General features: G+C 36.0%; 17 protein-coding genes. 8 read left to right on the top strand and 9 right to left on the bottom strand.

Features of this window, described 5'->3' with window-relative positions; translation table 11 throughout:
* The 6 genes from ACI6PS_RS03210 to ACI6PS_RS03185 all read right to left on the bottom strand — a co-directional run.
* Window positions 1–352 (bottom strand): MBL fold metallo-hydrolase (locus ACI6PS_RS03210; protein WP_421011107.1); only part of this gene is annotated, 352 nt, incomplete at its 3' end.
* A 117-nt stretch (window positions 353–469) separates the two neighbouring features.
* A complete protein-coding gene (locus ACI6PS_RS03205; RefSeq protein ID WP_421011106.1) occupies window positions 470–910 on the bottom strand; it encodes a KTSC domain-containing protein in 441 nt (146 codons plus the stop codon).
* Window positions 911–1,056: 146 nt separating this feature from the next.
* Entirely contained in the window at window positions 1,057–2,841 is a 1,785-nt protein-coding gene (locus ACI6PS_RS03200; RefSeq protein WP_421011105.1) for a chloride channel protein, read from the bottom strand.
* Window positions 2,842–2,880: 39 nt separating this feature from the next.
* Window positions 2,881–3,549, bottom strand: coding sequence for a DNA alkylation repair protein (locus tag ACI6PS_RS03195; RefSeq protein ID WP_421011104.1), 669 nt, complete (start codon window positions 3,547–3,549; stop codon window positions 2,881–2,883).
* Window positions 3,550–3,687: 138 nt separating this feature from the next.
* Window positions 3,688–5,370: a gamma-glutamyltransferase gene (gene ggt, locus ACI6PS_RS03190; protein ID WP_421011103.1), complete on the bottom strand. Its 1,683-nt coding sequence runs from the start codon at window positions 5,368–5,370 to the stop codon at window positions 3,688–3,690.
* Complete coding sequence (locus ACI6PS_RS03185) at window positions 5,367–5,951, bottom strand: ACP phosphodiesterase (RefSeq protein ID WP_421011102.1); 585 nt, start codon at window positions 5,949–5,951, stop codon at window positions 5,367–5,369. The genes ggt and ACI6PS_RS03185 overlap by 4 nt, the downstream gene beginning before the upstream one ends.
* Window positions 5,952–6,030: 79 nt before the next feature.
* On the opposite strand from ACI6PS_RS03185, the gene glmM reads away from it, so the two are divergent.
* Together glmM and def are read left to right on the top strand one after the other, a co-directional pair.
* Complete coding sequence (gene glmM, locus ACI6PS_RS03180) at window positions 6,031–7,419, top strand: phosphoglucosamine mutase (RefSeq protein WP_421011101.1); 1,389 nt, start codon at window positions 6,031–6,033, stop codon at window positions 7,417–7,419.
* 2 nt (window positions 7,420–7,421) lie between these two features.
* Window positions 7,422–8,072, top strand: coding sequence for a peptide deformylase (def, locus tag ACI6PS_RS03175; RefSeq protein WP_421011100.1), 651 nt, complete (start codon window positions 7,422–7,424; stop codon window positions 8,070–8,072).
* 42 nt (window positions 8,073–8,114) lie between these two features.
* On the opposite strand, the gene ACI6PS_RS03170 is transcribed toward def, so the two are convergent.
* On the bottom strand, window positions 8,115–9,284 hold the full coding sequence (locus ACI6PS_RS03170) for a proline dehydrogenase family protein (protein ID WP_421011099.1): 1,170 nt from the start codon (window positions 9,282–9,284) through the stop codon (window positions 8,115–8,117).
* Between the two features lie 176 nt (window positions 9,285–9,460).
* Between ACI6PS_RS03170 and aroB the strand changes: the two genes are divergently transcribed.
* The 6 genes from aroB to ACI6PS_RS03140 all read left to right on the top strand — a co-directional run bounded on the left by aroB (window position 9,461) and on the right by ACI6PS_RS03140 (window position 14,251).
* Window positions 9,461–10,528, top strand: a complete 1,068-nt coding sequence (aroB, locus tag ACI6PS_RS03165; protein ID WP_421011098.1) for a 3-dehydroquinate synthase — start codon at window positions 9,461–9,463, stop codon at window positions 10,526–10,528.
* Window positions 10,529–10,585: 57 nt separating this feature from the next.
* The gene (locus tag ACI6PS_RS03160; protein ID WP_421011097.1) at window positions 10,586–10,765 is read left to right on the top strand and encodes a hypothetical protein; all 180 of its coding nucleotides are present in this window, start codon (window positions 10,586–10,588) and stop codon (window positions 10,763–10,765) included.
* Window positions 10,766–10,821: 56 nt separating this feature from the next.
* Window positions 10,822–12,228: an arginine decarboxylase gene (locus ACI6PS_RS03155; protein WP_421011096.1), complete on the top strand. Its 1,407-nt coding sequence runs from the start codon at window positions 10,822–10,824 to the stop codon at window positions 12,226–12,228.
* Window positions 12,229–12,322: 94 nt separating this feature from the next.
* The gene (locus ACI6PS_RS03150) at window positions 12,323–13,294 is read left to right on the top strand and encodes a deoxyhypusine synthase family protein (RefSeq protein WP_421011095.1); all 972 of its coding nucleotides are present in this window, start codon (window positions 12,323–12,325) and stop codon (window positions 13,292–13,294) included.
* Between the two features lie 7 nt (window positions 13,295–13,301).
* Window positions 13,302–13,700, top strand: coding sequence for a DNA primase (locus ACI6PS_RS03145; RefSeq protein WP_421011094.1), 399 nt, complete (start codon window positions 13,302–13,304; stop codon window positions 13,698–13,700).
* Between the two features lie 74 nt (window positions 13,701–13,774).
* Complete coding sequence (locus tag ACI6PS_RS03140; RefSeq protein WP_421011093.1) at window positions 13,775–14,251, top strand: DNA-deoxyinosine glycosylase; 477 nt, start codon at window positions 13,775–13,777, stop codon at window positions 14,249–14,251.
* Here ACI6PS_RS03140 and ACI6PS_RS03135 read toward each other — a convergent pair whose 3' ends face one another.
* Together ACI6PS_RS03135 and ACI6PS_RS03130 are read right to left on the bottom strand one after the other, a co-directional pair.
* Window positions 14,252–14,770 (bottom strand): DinB family protein, encoded by a 519-nt coding sequence (locus tag ACI6PS_RS03135; protein ID WP_421011092.1) that lies wholly within the window; start codon window positions 14,768–14,770, stop codon window positions 14,252–14,254.
* 10 nt (window positions 14,771–14,780) lie between these two features.
* Window positions 14,781–17,363 carry a phosphoenolpyruvate carboxylase gene (locus tag ACI6PS_RS03130; protein ID WP_421011091.1) on the bottom strand — a complete coding sequence of 861 codons (2,583 nt, stop codon included), beginning with the start codon at window positions 17,361–17,363 and terminating at the stop codon, window positions 14,781–14,783.
* Window positions 17,364–17,428: the final 65 nt, after the last annotated feature.

Here is a 17,428-nt window from a genome sequence, read left to right as displayed (position 1 = left end):
AATAACAAGTGCTTTCTAAGGTATGACCTGGTGTATGAAGTGTTTTAACGGTATAATTCCCAACTTTAAATTCTTGATTATCGGTAGCAATTATTGCTTCAAATTCAGGCTTTGCAGTTGGTCCATAAACGATTTTTCCTCCTGTTTTCTTAGCCAAATCGATATGTCCGGAAACAAAATCGGCATGAAAATGCGTTTCAAAAATATATTTAATCTTGGCGTTGTCTTTATTTGCTTTCTCAATATAAGGCTGTACTTCTCTCAAAGGGTCGAAAATTGCAGCTTCGCCGTTGCTTTCAAGATAATAAGCTGCTTGCGCGATACAACCTGTATATATTTGTTCGATTTTCATGGTGTAGTTTTTAGTTGTACAAAATTAAGTATTTGTTTCTGAATAAAAACTTAAAGTTGGGGTATAAAAAAAGGTCTAGATAATATCTAAACCTTATTGTATATTTTCAATTGAAAACTATTCCTGATTGGTTGTTTTTCTCCAAGTGAAAGCATTCAAAATATGTCTTTTCGCGAATCTTCCAGGTGAATCAGCATTTACCATTTTTACATAAGTTGCTTTAGGCACACTGATATACTCGTAAATACTTCCGTTAGAAAACGTGATTTTTAGTCTTCCGTCAACAAAATTATAATCAATAATGGTTGATGTAGCAATAGTTTCAGTATATTCCGGAAGTAATTGCTTCATTGTCTCAGGATTGATACTTACCAGCTGGTGATAGGCCTCAATAATTTTCTTACTTCTCTCCTCGGCAGCAGCAAGTCCTGCTTCATCACCAACATATTTATCAGGATGTGCATCCTTCATTGCATTACGGTATATGGTTTTCAGTTCTTTCAACTCAACCGTTTTCTCTACATTCAACAACTTTCTGTATTCGACTATTCTTTTCATAATAAAAAATGTAACTTATTGCCCTTTAGGGTAAAAGAGATTCGCTCTTCAAAAATTGGCAATTTTTTGCAAAGGTACATCTAAAAACGAGAAAAAAAATAGCAAACTAAAGATTTACCAAAATTTAAAATCGAAAAGATGTATGATTATTCAATTGTCATTGATTTTAATTTGGTACGATAAGCTTCCAGAGCAACCGACTTTGAGATAAAGCCCAGATATTTTCCGCCTTGAATGACAGGCAAAAAGGCAATTTTACTCCTTTCGAACTTGTTCATCACAGTTTCCATACTATCCGTTGGATAGACAATCTCGATTGGAGTCGTCATTACGTCTTTCACATAAGTGTATTTTACCTTGAAATTACTGAAGATAATCTCTCGAATATCATTGAAATGAATGATTCCTACAAGGCTTTTGTCTTTATCGACAACTCCAAAAATCACTTGGTTGGAGTGTGAAATCAGATCCACTAATTTCTCTAAGTTTTCTTCTGGAGAAACAGTCAAATAATCGGTTTGAATAATTTTATTGGTATCCAAAGTCGAAAGGACATTGGTATCTTTATTACTAGTAAAAACGTGTCCCTTTTTGGCCAAATGCTTCACATCCATTGAGTGCTTTTCGAATCTTTTGGAAACCGCAAAACTGATGGAAGATACGATCATCAGCGGAACCATGAGGCTGTAACCACCCGTAATCTCGGCTATAAGGAAAATTGCCGTCAGCGGTGCATGAAACAATCCGCTTAAAACACCTGCCATTCCTACAATTGTAAAGTTACTGATCGGTAATTTTGAAAGACCTGTCAAGGTTATAAATTGTGAAAAAAAGAACCCAACATACGAACCCAAAAACAAAGATGGAGCGAAGTTTCCTCCATTTCCTCCACTTCCCAGCGTAAATCCTGTAGCAAAAACCTTCAACATTGCTGCTAAACCGACAAATAACAAAAGTACCCATTTGTTATTCCTAAAATCTCCGAATAAAGTATCTTCCAATAATTTCCCAGGATCACTTTCCGATAGTGTCTTGATACTTTCGTAACCTTCCCCAAAAAGCGTCGGAACGATAAAAATCAAAACCGCCAGCATCGAAGCACCAATCATTGCTTTCTTGTAAGGTTTGTTATTGTAACGTGTAAAAAATCTTTCAATTCGTTGAAACCATCTCGAATAATAAATGGTAATAAGACCCGTCAGTAATCCAAGAATTACATAAAAAGGTACATTATGATAATCGAAATCTTGTTGCTTGCTAAAACTTAAAAGTACATTTTCCTTTAAAATTACTGCAGAAACGATCGCTCCTGTGGCAGCAGCAATCATGATTGGGGTAAAAGCGGCAATACTGACGTCGACCAAAAGTACTTCAATGGCAAACAGAACACCGGCAATCGGAGCATTAAAAGCTGCCGCAATTCCTGCCGCAACTCCGCATCCTATCAGCAAAGTTCTATCTTTATAGCTTAATTTATACGTTTGAGCAAAGTTAGAACCGAAAGCGGCACCTGTAATCGTGATTGGAGACTCCAAACCTGCTGAACCTCCCAAACCAACAGTTAAGGAACTGGTGATAATCTGAGCATACATCTGCTTTCTAGGCATGATGCTTGCCTTTTGCGCCACGGCATACATGATCTGCGAAGTTCCTTTCTCTATTTTTCCACCAAGTACTTTTTTAATGACAAAAACGGTCAGTAAAATTCCAATGATAGGAAGTACACTGTTTATGTAACTCAACTTGATAATGCCATTGATGTAAGTCGCAAAAACAAAAACCCAGTGTGCAAAAGCTTTCAGAACAATTACAGCCAAGGACACAGAAATCCCTACCAAAACACTGGATAGGAAGATAAACTGCTTGTTGGTTAATTTGGTTTGTCCCCAGGCAATTAATGATTCGAGTCGTTGTAAGTATTTTTTCAGCATTTTTTTTGAAACAAGTTACGAAAATACTACTTTTTGCCCTTATGCAATATTTTTCAAGGCTTCCTTTTTACTCAAAGGCTTTAAATTATTAATCTCAACAAATTTTATCACAGCGGAAGAGTTCGTTTTGCCATATTCGCGCAAAGCCCAACCAATTGCTTTTCGGATAAAAAATTCATCTGAGTCCGAATGTTTTTGACATAAGGCAAACAGCAAATCGGAATTTGTTTTTTGCTTGTAACCTAATTGAAATAAAATTGCGCTTCTATTGAGCCACATATTCTCGGAATTGGAAAATCTGTCAACAACTTTATCTGTTTCTTCTGGAAATTGCATCAAATATTCTCCCAAGATGTATTTAGAAATTGTATCAACACTGTCCCACCAAGAATTGTTTACAATCAGGAATTCTATCAATGAAATATCTTCTTTCTTATATTTTTTCTTTAATTCTTTTATCAGAATTTCAATTCCGCAATAATGAAGTTCGCGTTGCTTTTTTGAGAAGAGCTCTTTGGCAATTTCTCGTGCATTTTCAGAAACCTCTTTCTGATGTTGCTTCAAAACTGTCTTAAAAATCAATCTTCTGTTTATAGCTGTGACGCCATAAAAAGAAAAGTGCTTCTTCATATAATTTTCCATCGGAATAGCATTTTCTCTATTGCTGTGTTCTTGAAATGCTTTTTCTAAATCTTTAATAAAATTCATTTTCATTTTTTTGAAGCTCACCTTTAGGTACTTTTTAATCCATTTTCCCGCTTTCCGTTACAATCTTTTTTTACAAAAAAGGATTTCCACTTCAATCGGGGCTAAAACAAAATCATTAGGGTTCTTTTAAACCTTGAATCAGAACCCAACCGCTTTATCATCACCTCTCCTATCCGCTCCGCCTTCCAATTTTCCATCAGGCAAAACCAAAATCGCATCCACTTTTCCAATGATTGGCGTATTTCCTTCATTTATGATATATCCTTTCCTTTTTAAATCATTTAATAAAGTCGAAGAAAAAGAATTTGGTTCAAAAATTACTTCATCGGGCAACCATTGATGGTGAAATCGTGGTGCATTTACAGCGGTTTGAATGCTCATATCAAATTCATAAACGTTCAAAATCGTCTGCAAAACCGAAGTAATAATCGTGGAACCGCCTGGAGTTCCCACAACCATACTCAATTTCCCATCCTTCTCAACAATTGTTGGCGTCATCGAACTCAACATTCGTTTTTCTGGCGCGATGCTATTGGCTTCGGCACCAACCAATCCGTAAGAATTTGCAAATCCGGGTTTGGAACTGAAATCATCCATTTCATTGTTCAGAAAAAAGCCCAATTCCTCACAATATAATTTGGAACCAAAAGCGCCGTTCAAAGTTGTTGTAGCAGAAACTGCATTCCCAAATGGGTCCACGATGGAGTAATGCGTCGTTTCATCACTTTCATAAACCGAAATAGTTCCTTTTGAAACATCAGCTGATTTTGTTGCCTTTTCAAAACTAAAATCTTGCATTCTTTCTTTGAGATATTTCTCATCTAATAAAGATTTCACAGGAACTTTCACAAAATCTGGGTCGCCTAAATGGTAACTTCTATCGGCATACGAACGTCTTTCGGCTTCGGTAATGACCTGAATACTTTCCAACGAATTGTGTCCGAATTTCTTCAAATCAAAAGGAGCAATCATCGTCATAATCTGTCCCAGACAAACGCCTCCGCTACTTGGTGGTGACATCGATATGATCTTTAGATTTTTATAATTGAAAGTAATTGGAGCCCGCCATTTGGCTTCGTATTTAGCCAAATCCTCCATCGTGATGATGCCTCCTTTTTTATTCAGATAATCGACTAGTTTTCGAGCTGTTTCGCCTTTATAAAACTCGTCTTTTCCATTCTTGGAAATCCTTTTTAATGTTTCGGCTAAAGCCAAATAACGAATCGTATCATTTTCTTTGTAAGCTTTCGAAACCAACGATTTTTCACCATTTGCTTTCATCAACTCATTTCTGAAATTTGAAAATTGTTTTTCTTGATTTTCAGTAATGATAACACCTCTTTCTGCCAATTCAATCACCAGTTTTAAAAGTGTTTCAATCGGTAAGGTTCCAAATTTTTTGTGTACTTCAAAAATTCCTGCAATCGTTCCTGGAATTCCAACAGCCAAAGCCGTTTCGGTACTTTTTCCAGATATTACATTTCCTTTTTCATCCAAAAACATATCTTTTGTTGAGGCCAAAGGTGCTTTTTCGCGGTAATCTAGACTTCCTATTTCACCGCTTGCTTTTCTGTAAACCATGAATCCTCCGCCACCAATATTTCCCGCATATGGATAAGCAACTGCCAAAGCCAATTCCGTTGCAATCATCGCGTCAAAGGCATTCCCGCCCTGTTTCATAATGTCAGTGCCAATTTGCGAAGCTTCTTCTCTAGCCGAAACTACCATTGCTTTTTCAGCCACCAAACCCGTTGGAGCGATCGTTTTTTGGGTTTTGCAACTCAAAAAACAGACTGTCATTAAAAGATAAATCTTCTTCATAACAATGCTAATTTTTCCTTTACAAAAACTCTTACTTCTTCAAAAAACAAAGTGAATTCTTCTTCAAAATCAGTGTAAAACTCTTTCAGTTCGTTAACCGAATATTGCATATTAGAGCGGTATTTTGTCCGACGGTCCATCTGCCGTAAAATTTCTGCCAAACCATTGATTGTAGCATAACTCGAAAGCCAATTGTATTCAATCATATACGGCATCATTTCCTTGGTTTTATCGGTAAGAATGCTATAATTTTCTTTTAATATATGATAGAAATGAAGCGTATACTCTTCTAATTTTACATCAGAATATTTTTTCCAGTTCTTGGCTAAAAAATGGTCGTAGAACATATCGATGATTACACCCGAATAATGACCGTATTTTTCATGCAGGCGATGCTTGCTTTTTCTAAATATCGGATGAAAATCTGTAAACGTGTCAATTTCGCGATGAAGCGTTATTCCCAAGCCGACTTCCTTCGGAAAATCTTCAAAATTTTTCCCGTGGATACCATCGGCCATAAAATTGCCTATCTTGATGAAATCGCTGTTTCCTGAAAGATATATGTGTGCTAGAAAATTCATACGCCTAATTTATAAAAATTAAAGAACCCTTTTTGATTTTTAAATTATATTTGTTCATCTAAAATTTAAAATACAAACAATGACCTTAATAAAATCAATTTCAGGAATTCGTGGAACAATTGGCGGAAAAGTAGGCGATAATTTGACTCCGGTAGATGCTGTAAAATTTGCTTCGGCTTATGGAACCTGGCTGAAATCCTATTCCAACAAAGAAAAACTAATTGTCGTTATTGGTCGTGATGCTAGAATTTCTGGACCAATGATTCATAATTTGGTTGTAAATACCTTGATAGGATTGGGAATTGATGTGATTGATTTGGGTCTTTCGACAACACCAACCGTTGAAATTGCTGTTCCTTTGGAAAAAGCGGACGGTGGAATTATTCTGACGGCAAGCCACAATCCAAAACAGTGGAATGCCTTGAAATTATTGAATGAAAAAGGAGAATTTTTAAGCGGTGCCGAAGGAGCAAAAATTCTTGACATTGCCGAAAGAGAAGCTTTTGATTTTTCTGATGTAGATAATTTAGGCGAAATCACTTCAAACGATGCTTTTATGGACATCCATATTGATGAAGTTTTGAACATGCCTTTGGTAGATGTTGAAGCAGTAAAGAATGCGAAATTCAAAGTGGTTGTGGACGGTGTAAATTCTTCGGGAGGAATCATCATTCCTAAATTGTTGGAATTGATGGGTGTTGAAGTGGTAAAATTGTACTGCGAACCAAACGGACATTTCCCTCACAATCCAGAACCTTTAAAAGAACATTTGACTGATATTTCAGAATTGGTAGTGAAAGAAAATGCTCATTTAGGAATTGTGGTGGATCCAGATGTGGACCGTTTGGCCTTCATCAGCGAAGACGGTGAAATGTTTGGAGAAGAATATACACTTGTAGCAGTTGCCGATTATGTTTTGAGCAAAACACTTGGAAATACGGTTTCGAATATGTCGTCTTCTCGTGCCTTGCGCGATGTGACCATCAAACACGGTGGAAAATACGAAGCGAGTGCTGTTGGAGAAGTGAATGTGGTGGAATTGATGAAGAAAAACAACGCCATTATTGGAGGTGAAGGAAACGGTGGCATCATCTATCCAGAATCGCATTATGGAAGGGATTCCATCGTTGGTACGGCTTTGTTCCTGACACATTTGGCCAATAAAAAAATGAAAGTTTCCGAATTGAGGGCTTCGTATCCTGAATATTATATGAGCAAGAACAAAATTGAATTGACACCACAGATTGATGTCGATGCGATTTTGGAAGCGATGACGGAGAAATACAAGATGGAAGAAATTACCACAATCGACGGTGTGAAAATTGATTTTGCCGACAATTGGGTGCATTTGAGAAAATCGAATACGGAACCTATTATTCGTATCTATACAGAAGCTTCGTCACAGGAAAAAGCAGATGCATTGGCTTTGAGGATTATTGATGAGATTAAAGCGGTGGCTGGAATTTAAGTATGAAAAACACAACCTTAAAAATTCTTTTCCTCTTTCTGGGAACCACTCTTTCTGCTCAGAAATTTACGAAAGAAGAAAAAAAGCTCATCCAATCCGGAGATGCAAAAACGATGATGAAAGTCATTCAGATTACGGATGAAAAAGAGCTCAAAATCTTGAAATCGGTTTCTACAGATGTTGACACTAAGGATGAATTATTGCCTGTATTAGCAGAACGAATGTTTCTTTCAATGCGTGACCCAGCCAATCCCGGAATTGGAATTGCGGCTCCTCAAGTCGGAATCAACAAAAATCTTATTTGGGTACAACGTTTTGATAAAGAAGGTGAACCATTTGAATTGTATCTGAATCCTAAAATTGTTTGGCGTTCGGCATTATTGCGAAAAGGCATGGAAGGCTGTCTGTCGATTCCCGATATTGATGGTGATGTCTTGCGGAATTACACCATTAAATTGACCTATTTGGATAAGAATGGTAAATTTCACGAGGAAATGATCGAAGGCTTTACAGCAGTTGTGTTTCAACACGAAACCGACCATCTCAACGGAATCCTCTTTACCGACAGGATGAAGGAACAGGAAAAAATGGATGTTTCAAAAGTAAGCGGAGAAATGAATCTCTTTTTGGAAAAGAAACTCAGAAGACAATAATATACAATAAAAAAGGCTGAATTAATTTTCAGCCTTTTTTATTTATTTTCCTTTTCTCCTGTTACGTTCTGTTTTGATAAGTGTCAGCTCTCGACTTGTTTGTCCAGCAACCGAAGTATTCTCTTCCGCTCGACGGATCAAATACGGCATCACATCCCTAACGGGTCCGAATGGTAAATACTTGGCAACATTGTATCCGTTTTCTGCTAAGTTGTAGCTGATGTTATCGCTCATTCCGTACAATTGCCCGAACCAAATTCTTTCATCATTCTTATCGATGTTGTTCACACGCATCAAATCCATCAATTTATAGGAACTCAATTCGTTGTGCGTTCCAGCAAAAATGGCCATTTTCTCTAAATGTTCCACCATATATACCACGGCGGCATCATAATTAATATCAGTAGCTTCCTTGCTTTCGCAGATTGGCGACGGATATCCTTTCTCTTCCGCACGCTTATTTTCCTTTTCCATATAAGCGCCACGAACTAATTTCATTCCGATATAAAAACCATCCTGCTTGGCTTGCTCGTGTAATTTCTTCAAATAATCCAAACGGTCCCAACGATACATCTGAAGCGTATTGAAAACGATTGCCTTCTCCTTATTGTATTTTTTCATCATTTCAGCAACCAAATCATCGGCTGCATCCTGCATCCAACTTTCTTCTCCATCAATCAACAAGGCAACATCTTTATCATGCGCCGCTTTACAAACAATATCAAATCGCTCTACTACCCTATTCCATTCTGTTTGCTCTTCGGCATTCAGTGTTTGGCCTTCGCCTAATTTTTCATACAATTCAAAACGACCAAAACCGGTAGGTTTGAACACCGCGAAAGGAATCGCTTGTCTTTCCTTTGCAAAATCAATTGTCTTCAAAGTCATTTCCAAAGCAGCATCAAATTGCGCTTCTTCCTCTTTTCCTTCAACCGAATAATCCAAAACCGATGAAACTCCCTTGGTATACATTTTATCTACAACCGACAAGCAATCATTTTCATTCACACCACCACAAAAATGGTCGAAAACCGTAGCACGGATCAACCCTTCAACAGGAAGATGGGCCTTAATGGCAAAATTGGTAACGGCCGTCCCAATCCTAACCAACGGCTGGCTATCAATCAATTTAAACAAAAAATAAGCCCTATCCAATTCGGTATCGCTCTTTAAAGAAAATGCAACTTGTGTATTATTGAAGATTTTTTCCATAAGTTTTTTAATGATAGTGCAAATATAAAGAGAGTTTCATAATTATTAATCAAAAAATAATGGTAGTTTAAAACTTAAATATAAGTTTCGATTACGGACATTTTCTTTGATCAGAAAACCCAAAAAATTACCTTAATTTTGCCAATCTAAAAATTACAAACCTATTATTCTTTAAGATGGAAGTTATTCAAGCAAATGGTTATCCTATATATTTCAATGAAAAAGGCTATGAAGCCTTGAACAATCTTATTGCTGAAGAAAATTATTCCTCCATCTTTATAATAGTGGACAGTAATTCAAATGAAATCTGCCTGCCGAATTTTCTTCCCAATCTAGCTACCGAATCACGGATTGAAATTGTAGAATTTGATGCTGGCGAAATCAATAAAAACATCGAAACCTGTGTGGGGATTTGGAATGTCCTGACCGAACTCGGAGCTGATAGAAAAACGTTAATCATCAATCTTGGTGGTGGCGTTGTCACGGATTTAGGTGGTTTTGTAGCTTCAACATTCAAGCGAGGAATTGATTTTGTTCACGTTCCTACTACACTTTTGGCGATGGTTGATGCTTCGGTTGGAGGCAAGAATGGTGTTGACCTTGGTGTTTTGAAAAATCAAATCGGTACGATTACCATTCCGCAAATGGTTTTAATTGATACTTCTTTTTTGGAAACGCTTCCGCAGAATGAAATGCGTTCGGGATTGGCAGAAATGCTAAAGCATGGTTTGATTTTTGATAAAGCCTATTGGGAAAAGTTTCTTGATTTAAGCGAAATTGATTTTGCTGATTTTGATACCTTAATATATGACTCGATTGTCATTAAAAATACAATTGTAAAGCAAGATCCGAAAGAAGACGGAATCAGGAAATCCTTGAATTTCGGACATACTTTAGGTCATGCTATTGAAAGTTATTTTTTGGAAAATGAAACCAAGAAAAATTTGCTCCACGGCGAAGCCATTGCCATCGGTATGATTTTGGAAAGTTATATCTCATTTAAAAAAGGATTGCTTTCTGCTGAAGATTATCTTCAAATTAAGACAACCATTAAAGGGATTTATGAAGATGTTTTATTTGATGAAAATGACTTGATTCCGATACAGGAATTGCTCATTCACGACAAGAAAAATGAGTACGGAAACATTCAATTTGCATTAATTGAAGGAATCGGAAACATCAAAATAAATCAATCTGCTGAAAATAAACTCATTAACGAGGCTTTTGAAGATTATAAATCTTAATATTTTTTTAATTAAAAGCGTTGCAATTCGCCTAATTATTTTTTTACATTTGCCCTAATGAACAAGACTTCAAATACAGGAAATTATTCTTTCGAAAGCAACGAAAACAATAAATCATTTATACGATTATTGAAACAGTTTTTTGCAGGAAATGGAGTAATAAATCCAGACACTTGTTCACATTTTAATAATTACAACGAAAAATTACCCATCATTTATGCAAATATTAGGGTTTGAAAAGTAAGATTAAATAATTTTTATACTAATTTTAATCTTAAAACCTTGAAAAATAAATGAATACTAAATATTCCGACTTAATAAATCAAACATTCTACTTTCCTCAAGAAGAATTTACACTTAACAAAGACAACCTTCAATTTCACAACATCGATTTGATGAAATTGGTTGAACAATACGGCACACCCTTAAAATTTACTTATTTACCTCAGATCTCAAACAATATCAACAAGGCGAAAAATTATTTTCGTAAGGCGATGGAAAAAAACAAATACGAAGCGAAATATTACTATTGCTACTGTACAAAAAGTTCTCATTTTGAATTTATAATGAATGAGGCGTTCAAGAACAATATTCACATTGAAACTTCTTCTGCTTTTGACATCAACATCGTTGAAAATTTGTTGGAAAACGGAAAGATCAATAAAAGCACTTATGTAATCTGCAACGGTTTCAAAAGAGACCAATACATTACAAACATTGCACGTTTGATTAATAACGGACATAAGAACACTATTCCAATCATCGACAATTACGAAGAATTAGATTTGCTTCAGGCAGAAATTCCTGGAAAAATGAAAATCGGAATCCGAATTGCCGCCGAAGAGGAACCAAAATTTGAGTTCTATACTTCTCGTTTGGGAATTGGATACAAAAATATTGTGAGCTTTTACAAAAAACAGATTCAGGATAATCCAAATCTTGAATTGAAAATGCTTCACTTTTTCATCAACACCGGAATCAATGATACTTCGTATTATTGGAACGAATTGGTAAAATGTATCAAGGTATATATCGCCTTGAAAAAAGAATGTCCAAGTTTGGACGGATTGAATATTGGTGGTGGTTTCCCTATCAAAAATTCATTGGCATTTGAGTTCGATTATCAATATATGATTGACGAAATCTTGAACCAAATCAAGATTGCTTGTGATGAAGCAGAAGTAGACGTTCCGAACATTTTTACAGAGTTTGGATCCTATACTGTTGGAGAAAGCGGTGGCGCGATTTACCAAGTACTGTATCAAAAACAGCAAAACGACAGGGAAAAATGGAACATGATCGATTCTTCTTTCATTACCACACTTCCTGATACTTGGGCAATCAATAAGCGCTTCATCATGCTTGCCGTTAACCGTTGGAATGATACTTATGAAAGGGTACTTTTGGGCGGATTGACTTGTGATAGTGATGATTATTACAATTCAGAGCAGAACATGAATGCCATTTATATGCCAAAATACAACAAAGATAAACCTTTATATATTGGATTTTTCAACACGGGTGCTTATCAGGAAACCATTGGAGGTTTCGGCGGATTGCATCACTGCTTGATTCCGCAACCAAAGCACATTCTTATCGACAGGGATGAAAACGGAATTCTCGCTACAGAAGTTTTTTCTGAGCAGCAGACTTCTGATGATGTTTTGAAAATATTAGGGTACACCAAAAAAGAATCTTAAAAATTAAATAAATAAAAAACTGTTTGCCGTTTTAAAAAAAAAGTTTTTCTTTGAAGAACCCTAAATTTAAAACCTACAACAAAAAAACTTGGATATGAGTAAAGGACCTATCAGCCAATTTATAGAAAAGCACTACCTGCATTTCAATTCAGCTGCATTAGTAGATGCCGCAAAGGCTTATGAAGACCAATTAGCGAATGGTGCAAAAATGATGGTGACTTTGGCAGGAGCTATGAGTACTGCCGAAATCGGGAAAATTTTTGCAGAAATGATCCGCAAGGACAAAGTGCAAATCATTTCATGTACAGGAGCTAACCTTGAGGAAGATATCATGAATTTGGTTGCGCATTCACACTACGAAAGAGTGCCAAACTACCGTGATCTGACTCCTGAACAAGAGTGGGATTTGCTGGAAAGAGGATTGAACAGAGTAACAGATACTTGTATTCCTGAGCACGAAGCATTCCGTCGTTTGCAAAAGCACATCTATAAGATTTGGAAAGATGCTGATGATAAAGGTGAGCGTTATTTACCACATGAATTTATGTATAAGATGTTGCTTTCTGGTGTTCTTGAAGAATATTACGAAATCGACTTGAAAGACAGCTGGATGTATGCTGCAGCTGAAAAAAATCTGCCGATCATCGTTCCGGGATGGGAAGACAGTACAATGGGTAACATTTTTGCTTCCTATGTAATCAAAGGAGACTTGAAGGCTTCTACGATGAAATCTGGAATTGAATACATGACCTTCCTTGCAGATTGGTATTCTAAAAACAGTTCAAACGGAGTTGGTTTCTTCCAAATTGGTGGAGGAATCGCTGGGGATTTCCCAATCTGCGTTGTACCGATGTTGTATCAGGATATGGAAATGCATGATGTTCCTTTCTGGAGCTATTTCTGCCAGATTTCTGATTCCACAACAAGTTACGGATCTTATTCAGGAGCAGTTCCTAATGAAAAAATCACTTGGGGTAAATTAGACATAAAAACCCCTAAGTTTATTATCGAATCGGATGCAACGATTGTAGCCCCACTAATTTTTGCTTATTTATTAGATTTATAATATTGGTATGAAAAGAATTATAGTTGATTACTCCAAACTGACTAACGAAATTTTAAACCTTCTTGTAGAGAAATTCCCTGATGGTTACGATGATTCGGATATTATCCGTTTTAAAAATCACAAGGACGAAACGATTGAAGCTGTAGAAGTTCGTACTGAAGACACGATTTACCTAGTGAAAATCAGCACAAAATTATCCGACAGAATGGTAAATTTTGATGATGATGAAGATGTAGTAGTTCCGCTTGAAGGTATCAAAGGAATTGATTTGGATGATGAAGACGCAACATCTGATGACGATGATGAAGATGAAAATCTTGACAAGCCTGAAACTGATGATGAAGATGACGATGAAGACAGAGACGACATAGCTGATGACGAGGATGATGAAGACGACGACGAATAAATTCCACCGTTAAAAAATATAAAAAGGAACTCAATTTGGGTTCCTTTTTTAGTATATTTAAGTAAAACTAAACCATGATCAGCTCCTTTCCTCCTATCATCGACAAAAATGCCGAAACATTAATTTTGGGCACAATGCCTGGAGCTATGTCGTTATTGAAACAGGAATATTACGGACATCCGCAAAATGCGTTTTGGAAAATTATGTTTTCAATATTTGATAAACTGCCTGTTCCAAGCGTTTTTGAGGAGAAAGCCAATTTATTATTAAAGAATAAAATTGCGCTTTGGGATGTTTTGCAACATTGTGAAAGAAAAGGAAGCTTGGACATCCACATCAAAAACCAAATTGAGAATGACTTTGATTCCTTGCTTATGGATTATCCGAAAATCAAAAGAATTCTTTTTAATGGAAAAGAAAGCCATAAATATTTCTTTAAAAAATTCGGGCAGATTGAAGGCATCAGTTATCACATAATGCCTTCAACCAGTCCTGCTAACACCATTGGCTTTCAAAAGAAATTAGAACTTTGGTCGGAAGTTTTGAAATAATTAAAGATATCGTTCTTCAAAAATACGTTGGTGATGGTTTTGATGCCCGATAATGACAAATCCTAAGGCTCGGACCGACATTATGTTATTTGATGCAATCCCACTTCTTAAAAGCTGTTCATCTTTGAAATTTTTAAAAAGTGACAATGTCGCTTGTCGAACAACTGCTAATTCCGTCAGCAAATCCATTATGCTTCGCTTATCACCATTAGCAATGTCTGCATAGGCATTTTCCTCAAAACCCGGTAATTCCGTTTTATCGTTTCTGGCAAATCTCAAGGCTCTGTAAGCAAAAATTCTTTCCGCATCGATAACATGTTGCAAAATATCCTTGATTGTCCATTTTCCTTCCGCATAGCGATAATCATATTTGTCCATTGGAATGTTTTGAACAAATTTTATAAGTCGGTGAACCGAAATTTCAAGCTCTTCCATCAACGTATATTCATCTGAAACATTTGCAATATAGTTTGCATAGAACCGCGCATACTCGTTCGGAGTCAGTTGTGTTACTTTCATATTTTTAAGATTAAGCAGAGTTCCTGCTTGCATTTGTATTTCCGAAAAGAGAACGGATCACAAGTTTTTCATAAACCGAAATCAATTCTTCATTTGGAATTTTTTCTTTATTAAATTCTTTAATTTTTAGAAGAGCATATTGTTGTATAACTAACAGTGGCAATACTATATGTTCTCTCATTGAAATAGATGCTTTACCATCAGGATAATTTTCCATCAGTTCCGTATGACCGGCAATTTTTAATAAAAGACGTTTTGTTTCATTGAATTCATCCGAGATGATTTGCCAGAATTCACCAAATTCAGGGTCATCTTTCATGTAGGCCGTCAAAGGTAAAAATGATTTTGCCAACGACATCATACTGTTTTCCAAAAGTGTCTTGAAGAATAAGGAATGATTGTATAAATCGGTAACTTTTTCCCATTGATTGGTTTCCTCAAAATGTTTCAAAGCCGATCCAACACCAAAAAATCCAGGAACATTTTGCTTCAATTGGCTCCAAGAACCCACAAAAGGAATGGCCCTCAAGGCAGAAAAATCAAGCTTTTCTGATTGATTACGTTTTGAAGGTCGGCTACCAATATTCGCTTTCGCATAATAATTGAGCGTACTCATGTGCTCCAAATAAGGCACAAACTTCGGATGATTCTTAAAATCAATGTACTTTTTGAATCCGATTTCTGCCAAATTATCAATTATTTGAATTTCACTTTCAGATAATTTGTTTTTATTCTTGTCAAATAATTGATTGGCAACCCCAGCTGTTAAAAGGTTTTCCAAATTGAATCGACAGGAATCCATAGTTCCAAAATTAGAGCTTATTGTTTGTCCTTGTATAGTAACCTGAATTTCCTTATTTTCAATTTCCGGACCAAGCGAAGCATAAAACTTATGTGTTTTTCCTCCTCCACGGGCTGGCGGACCTCCCCTGCCATCAAAAAACACCACTTTTATACCGTATTTTCGTGAAACCGAACTGATTGTTTGTTTGGCTTTATAAATGCTCCAATTCGCCATCAAATAACCGCCATCTTTTGTTCCGTCAGAAAAACCCAGCATTACGGTTTGTTTGTTGCCTCGCTGTTTCAAATGCTTGGCATAATTTTCATCATTGTACAATTGTTCCATGATTTTATCGGCTTTTTTCAAGTCATCAATCACTTCAAATAGCGGAACAATATCGACCGAGGGATTTTTCCAACCCGACAATCTGAACAATGTCAGAGCTTCAATCACATTCAAAGCACTTTCATTATTGCTAATGACGTATCGGTTCGAACCAAATTCACCGTTATTTTCTTGAATGGCTTTGATGGCATGGATAGAACTCAGAGTAGATTGGACTTCATCCTTAAAATCATCAGGATTTAAATCCGCATTGATTGAACCAAGGGCTTTCATTTTTTCTTCCTCAGAAAGATTTGAATAATTCTCAGGAAAAATAGAAGTCTTGCTTTTCAAATCGTATGCAATGATTTCATCAAAAACAGCATTGTGAATTTTACTATTTTGGCGTATATCCAAAGTCGCAAAATAAAAACCAAAAAGATTTACCTTGTTGATTAAAGCATTTAACTCATTCAAATAAAGCGATTGGTGTTCGTTGATTATGATTGATTTTATTTCTTCTAATTTGGATTTAAATTCTTCCAAAGTGATGAAAATTTCACCTTTAGAATAAAAAACAGAACGATAAAGTTTTGCTTCAATTTCGGACACTAAATTATCTACATTATAAAATGTTAGCTTTCTTTTTAAATCACGAATATCATTGTAATAACATTTTAAAATCGAAGTTCTCAAACGGTCGGCAACTTTAAGCGTAATTTCGTTTGTAACAAATGGATTTCCATCTCGATCACCTCCGGGCCAAAATCCGAAATTGATTATAGGATTACTGATTTCTTCTCCTTTGAAAATATTGTTCTGAAGATAATGCACCATTTCTCCAGCAGTTTGATAGAACACATTTTCCAGATACCAAATTAAACTTACCGCTTCATCATAAGGTGTGGGTTTTTCTTTTTTGATAAAAGGCGTTTTTCCTAACTGTGAAAGTAATTGCTTGATGACAACCAAATCATTTTTACGAATGGCCTCCGTTAAATCCGTGATTATCCCCAAAACTGAACCTGGGTAAAATTGCGTTGGATGCGCTGTCAAAACTGTCCGCACGCTAAAATCTTGCAGAAGCGACTTCAGTTCGTTTAAAACATCTTCAGAATCGGCCCTTTCTTTAATATAACGCAATGAGCCTTTTCCTTCGAGATTGTTGACAACAGGAAACGCGGCATCCTCAATAGCATCGAACAATACTACCTGACGCTCAACATACTGGATGAACCGAAACATCAAACTTATCTTGTTTTTTTCTGACTGATCGTCTAGATATTTCTCGGAAAAATGGTCAAATATCTGATTCGGATTCCATTGATTTTTAAAACCATTTTCACAAACTTCTGAAAACAAAGGCAATAAAACACCTGTATTGTCAATGGCATCAAATGGAAGTGTTATGAAAACGCTGTTGTAAATGTGGTATTTTGAAAGAACATTCTGGTTGAAACGTTCGATTTTTGGCGGGGTATACATTGTAATAAATTTTCCCTTAAATTAATAAAAAAATCCTCAAAGTATGAGCCTTGAGGATTTTTTTA

It is taken from the genome of Flavobacterium sp. PLA-1-15 (genome assembly GCF_049060005.1).
GTDB lineage: Bacteria > Bacteroidota > Bacteroidia > Flavobacteriales > Flavobacteriaceae > Flavobacterium.
This window is presented reverse-complemented; position numbering and strand designations above follow the sequence as displayed.

Excerpts from the sequence above, each read along its gene's own strand:
- ACI6PS_RS03205 (WP_421011106.1), bottom strand. The coding sequence starts at position 910 with ATGAAAAGAATAGTCGAATACAGAAAGTTGTTGAATGTAGAGAAAACG.
- ACI6PS_RS03200 (WP_421011105.1), bottom strand. The coding sequence starts at position 2,841 with ATGCTGAAAAAATACTTACAACGACTCGAATCATTAATTGCCTGGGGA.
- ACI6PS_RS03195 (WP_421011104.1), bottom strand. The coding sequence starts at position 3,549 with ATGAATTTTATTAAAGATTTAGAAAAAGCATTTCAAGAACACAGCAAT.
- ggt (WP_421011103.1), bottom strand. The coding sequence starts at position 5,370 with ATGAAGAAGATTTATCTTTTAATGACAGTCTGTTTTTTGAGTTGCAAA.
- ACI6PS_RS03185 (WP_421011102.1), bottom strand. The coding sequence starts at position 5,951 with ATGAATTTTCTAGCACACATATATCTTTCAGGAAACAGCGATTTCATC.
- glmM (WP_421011101.1), top strand. The coding sequence starts at position 6,031 with ATGACCTTAATAAAATCAATTTCAGGAATTCGTGGAACAATTGGCGGA.
- def (WP_421011100.1), top strand. The coding sequence starts at position 7,422 with ATGAAAAACACAACCTTAAAAATTCTTTTCCTCTTTCTGGGAACCACT.
- ACI6PS_RS03170 (WP_421011099.1), bottom strand. The coding sequence starts at position 9,284 with ATGGAAAAAATCTTCAATAATACACAAGTTGCATTTTCTTTAAAGAGC.
- aroB (WP_421011098.1), top strand. The coding sequence starts at position 9,461 with ATGGAAGTTATTCAAGCAAATGGTTATCCTATATATTTCAATGAAAAA.
- ACI6PS_RS03160 (WP_421011097.1), top strand. The coding sequence starts at position 10,586 with ATGAACAAGACTTCAAATACAGGAAATTATTCTTTCGAAAGCAACGAA.
- ACI6PS_RS03155 (WP_421011096.1), top strand. The coding sequence starts at position 10,822 with ATGAATACTAAATATTCCGACTTAATAAATCAAACATTCTACTTTCCT.
- ACI6PS_RS03150 (WP_421011095.1), top strand. The coding sequence starts at position 12,323 with ATGAGTAAAGGACCTATCAGCCAATTTATAGAAAAGCACTACCTGCAT.
- ACI6PS_RS03145 (WP_421011094.1), top strand. The coding sequence starts at position 13,302 with ATGAAAAGAATTATAGTTGATTACTCCAAACTGACTAACGAAATTTTA.
- ACI6PS_RS03140 (WP_421011093.1), top strand. The coding sequence starts at position 13,775 with ATGATCAGCTCCTTTCCTCCTATCATCGACAAAAATGCCGAAACATTA.
- ACI6PS_RS03135 (WP_421011092.1), bottom strand. The coding sequence starts at position 14,770 with ATGAAAGTAACACAACTGACTCCGAACGAGTATGCGCGGTTCTATGCA.
- ACI6PS_RS03130 (WP_421011091.1), bottom strand. The coding sequence starts at position 17,363 with ATGTATACCCCGCCAAAAATCGAACGTTTCAACCAGAATGTTCTTTCA.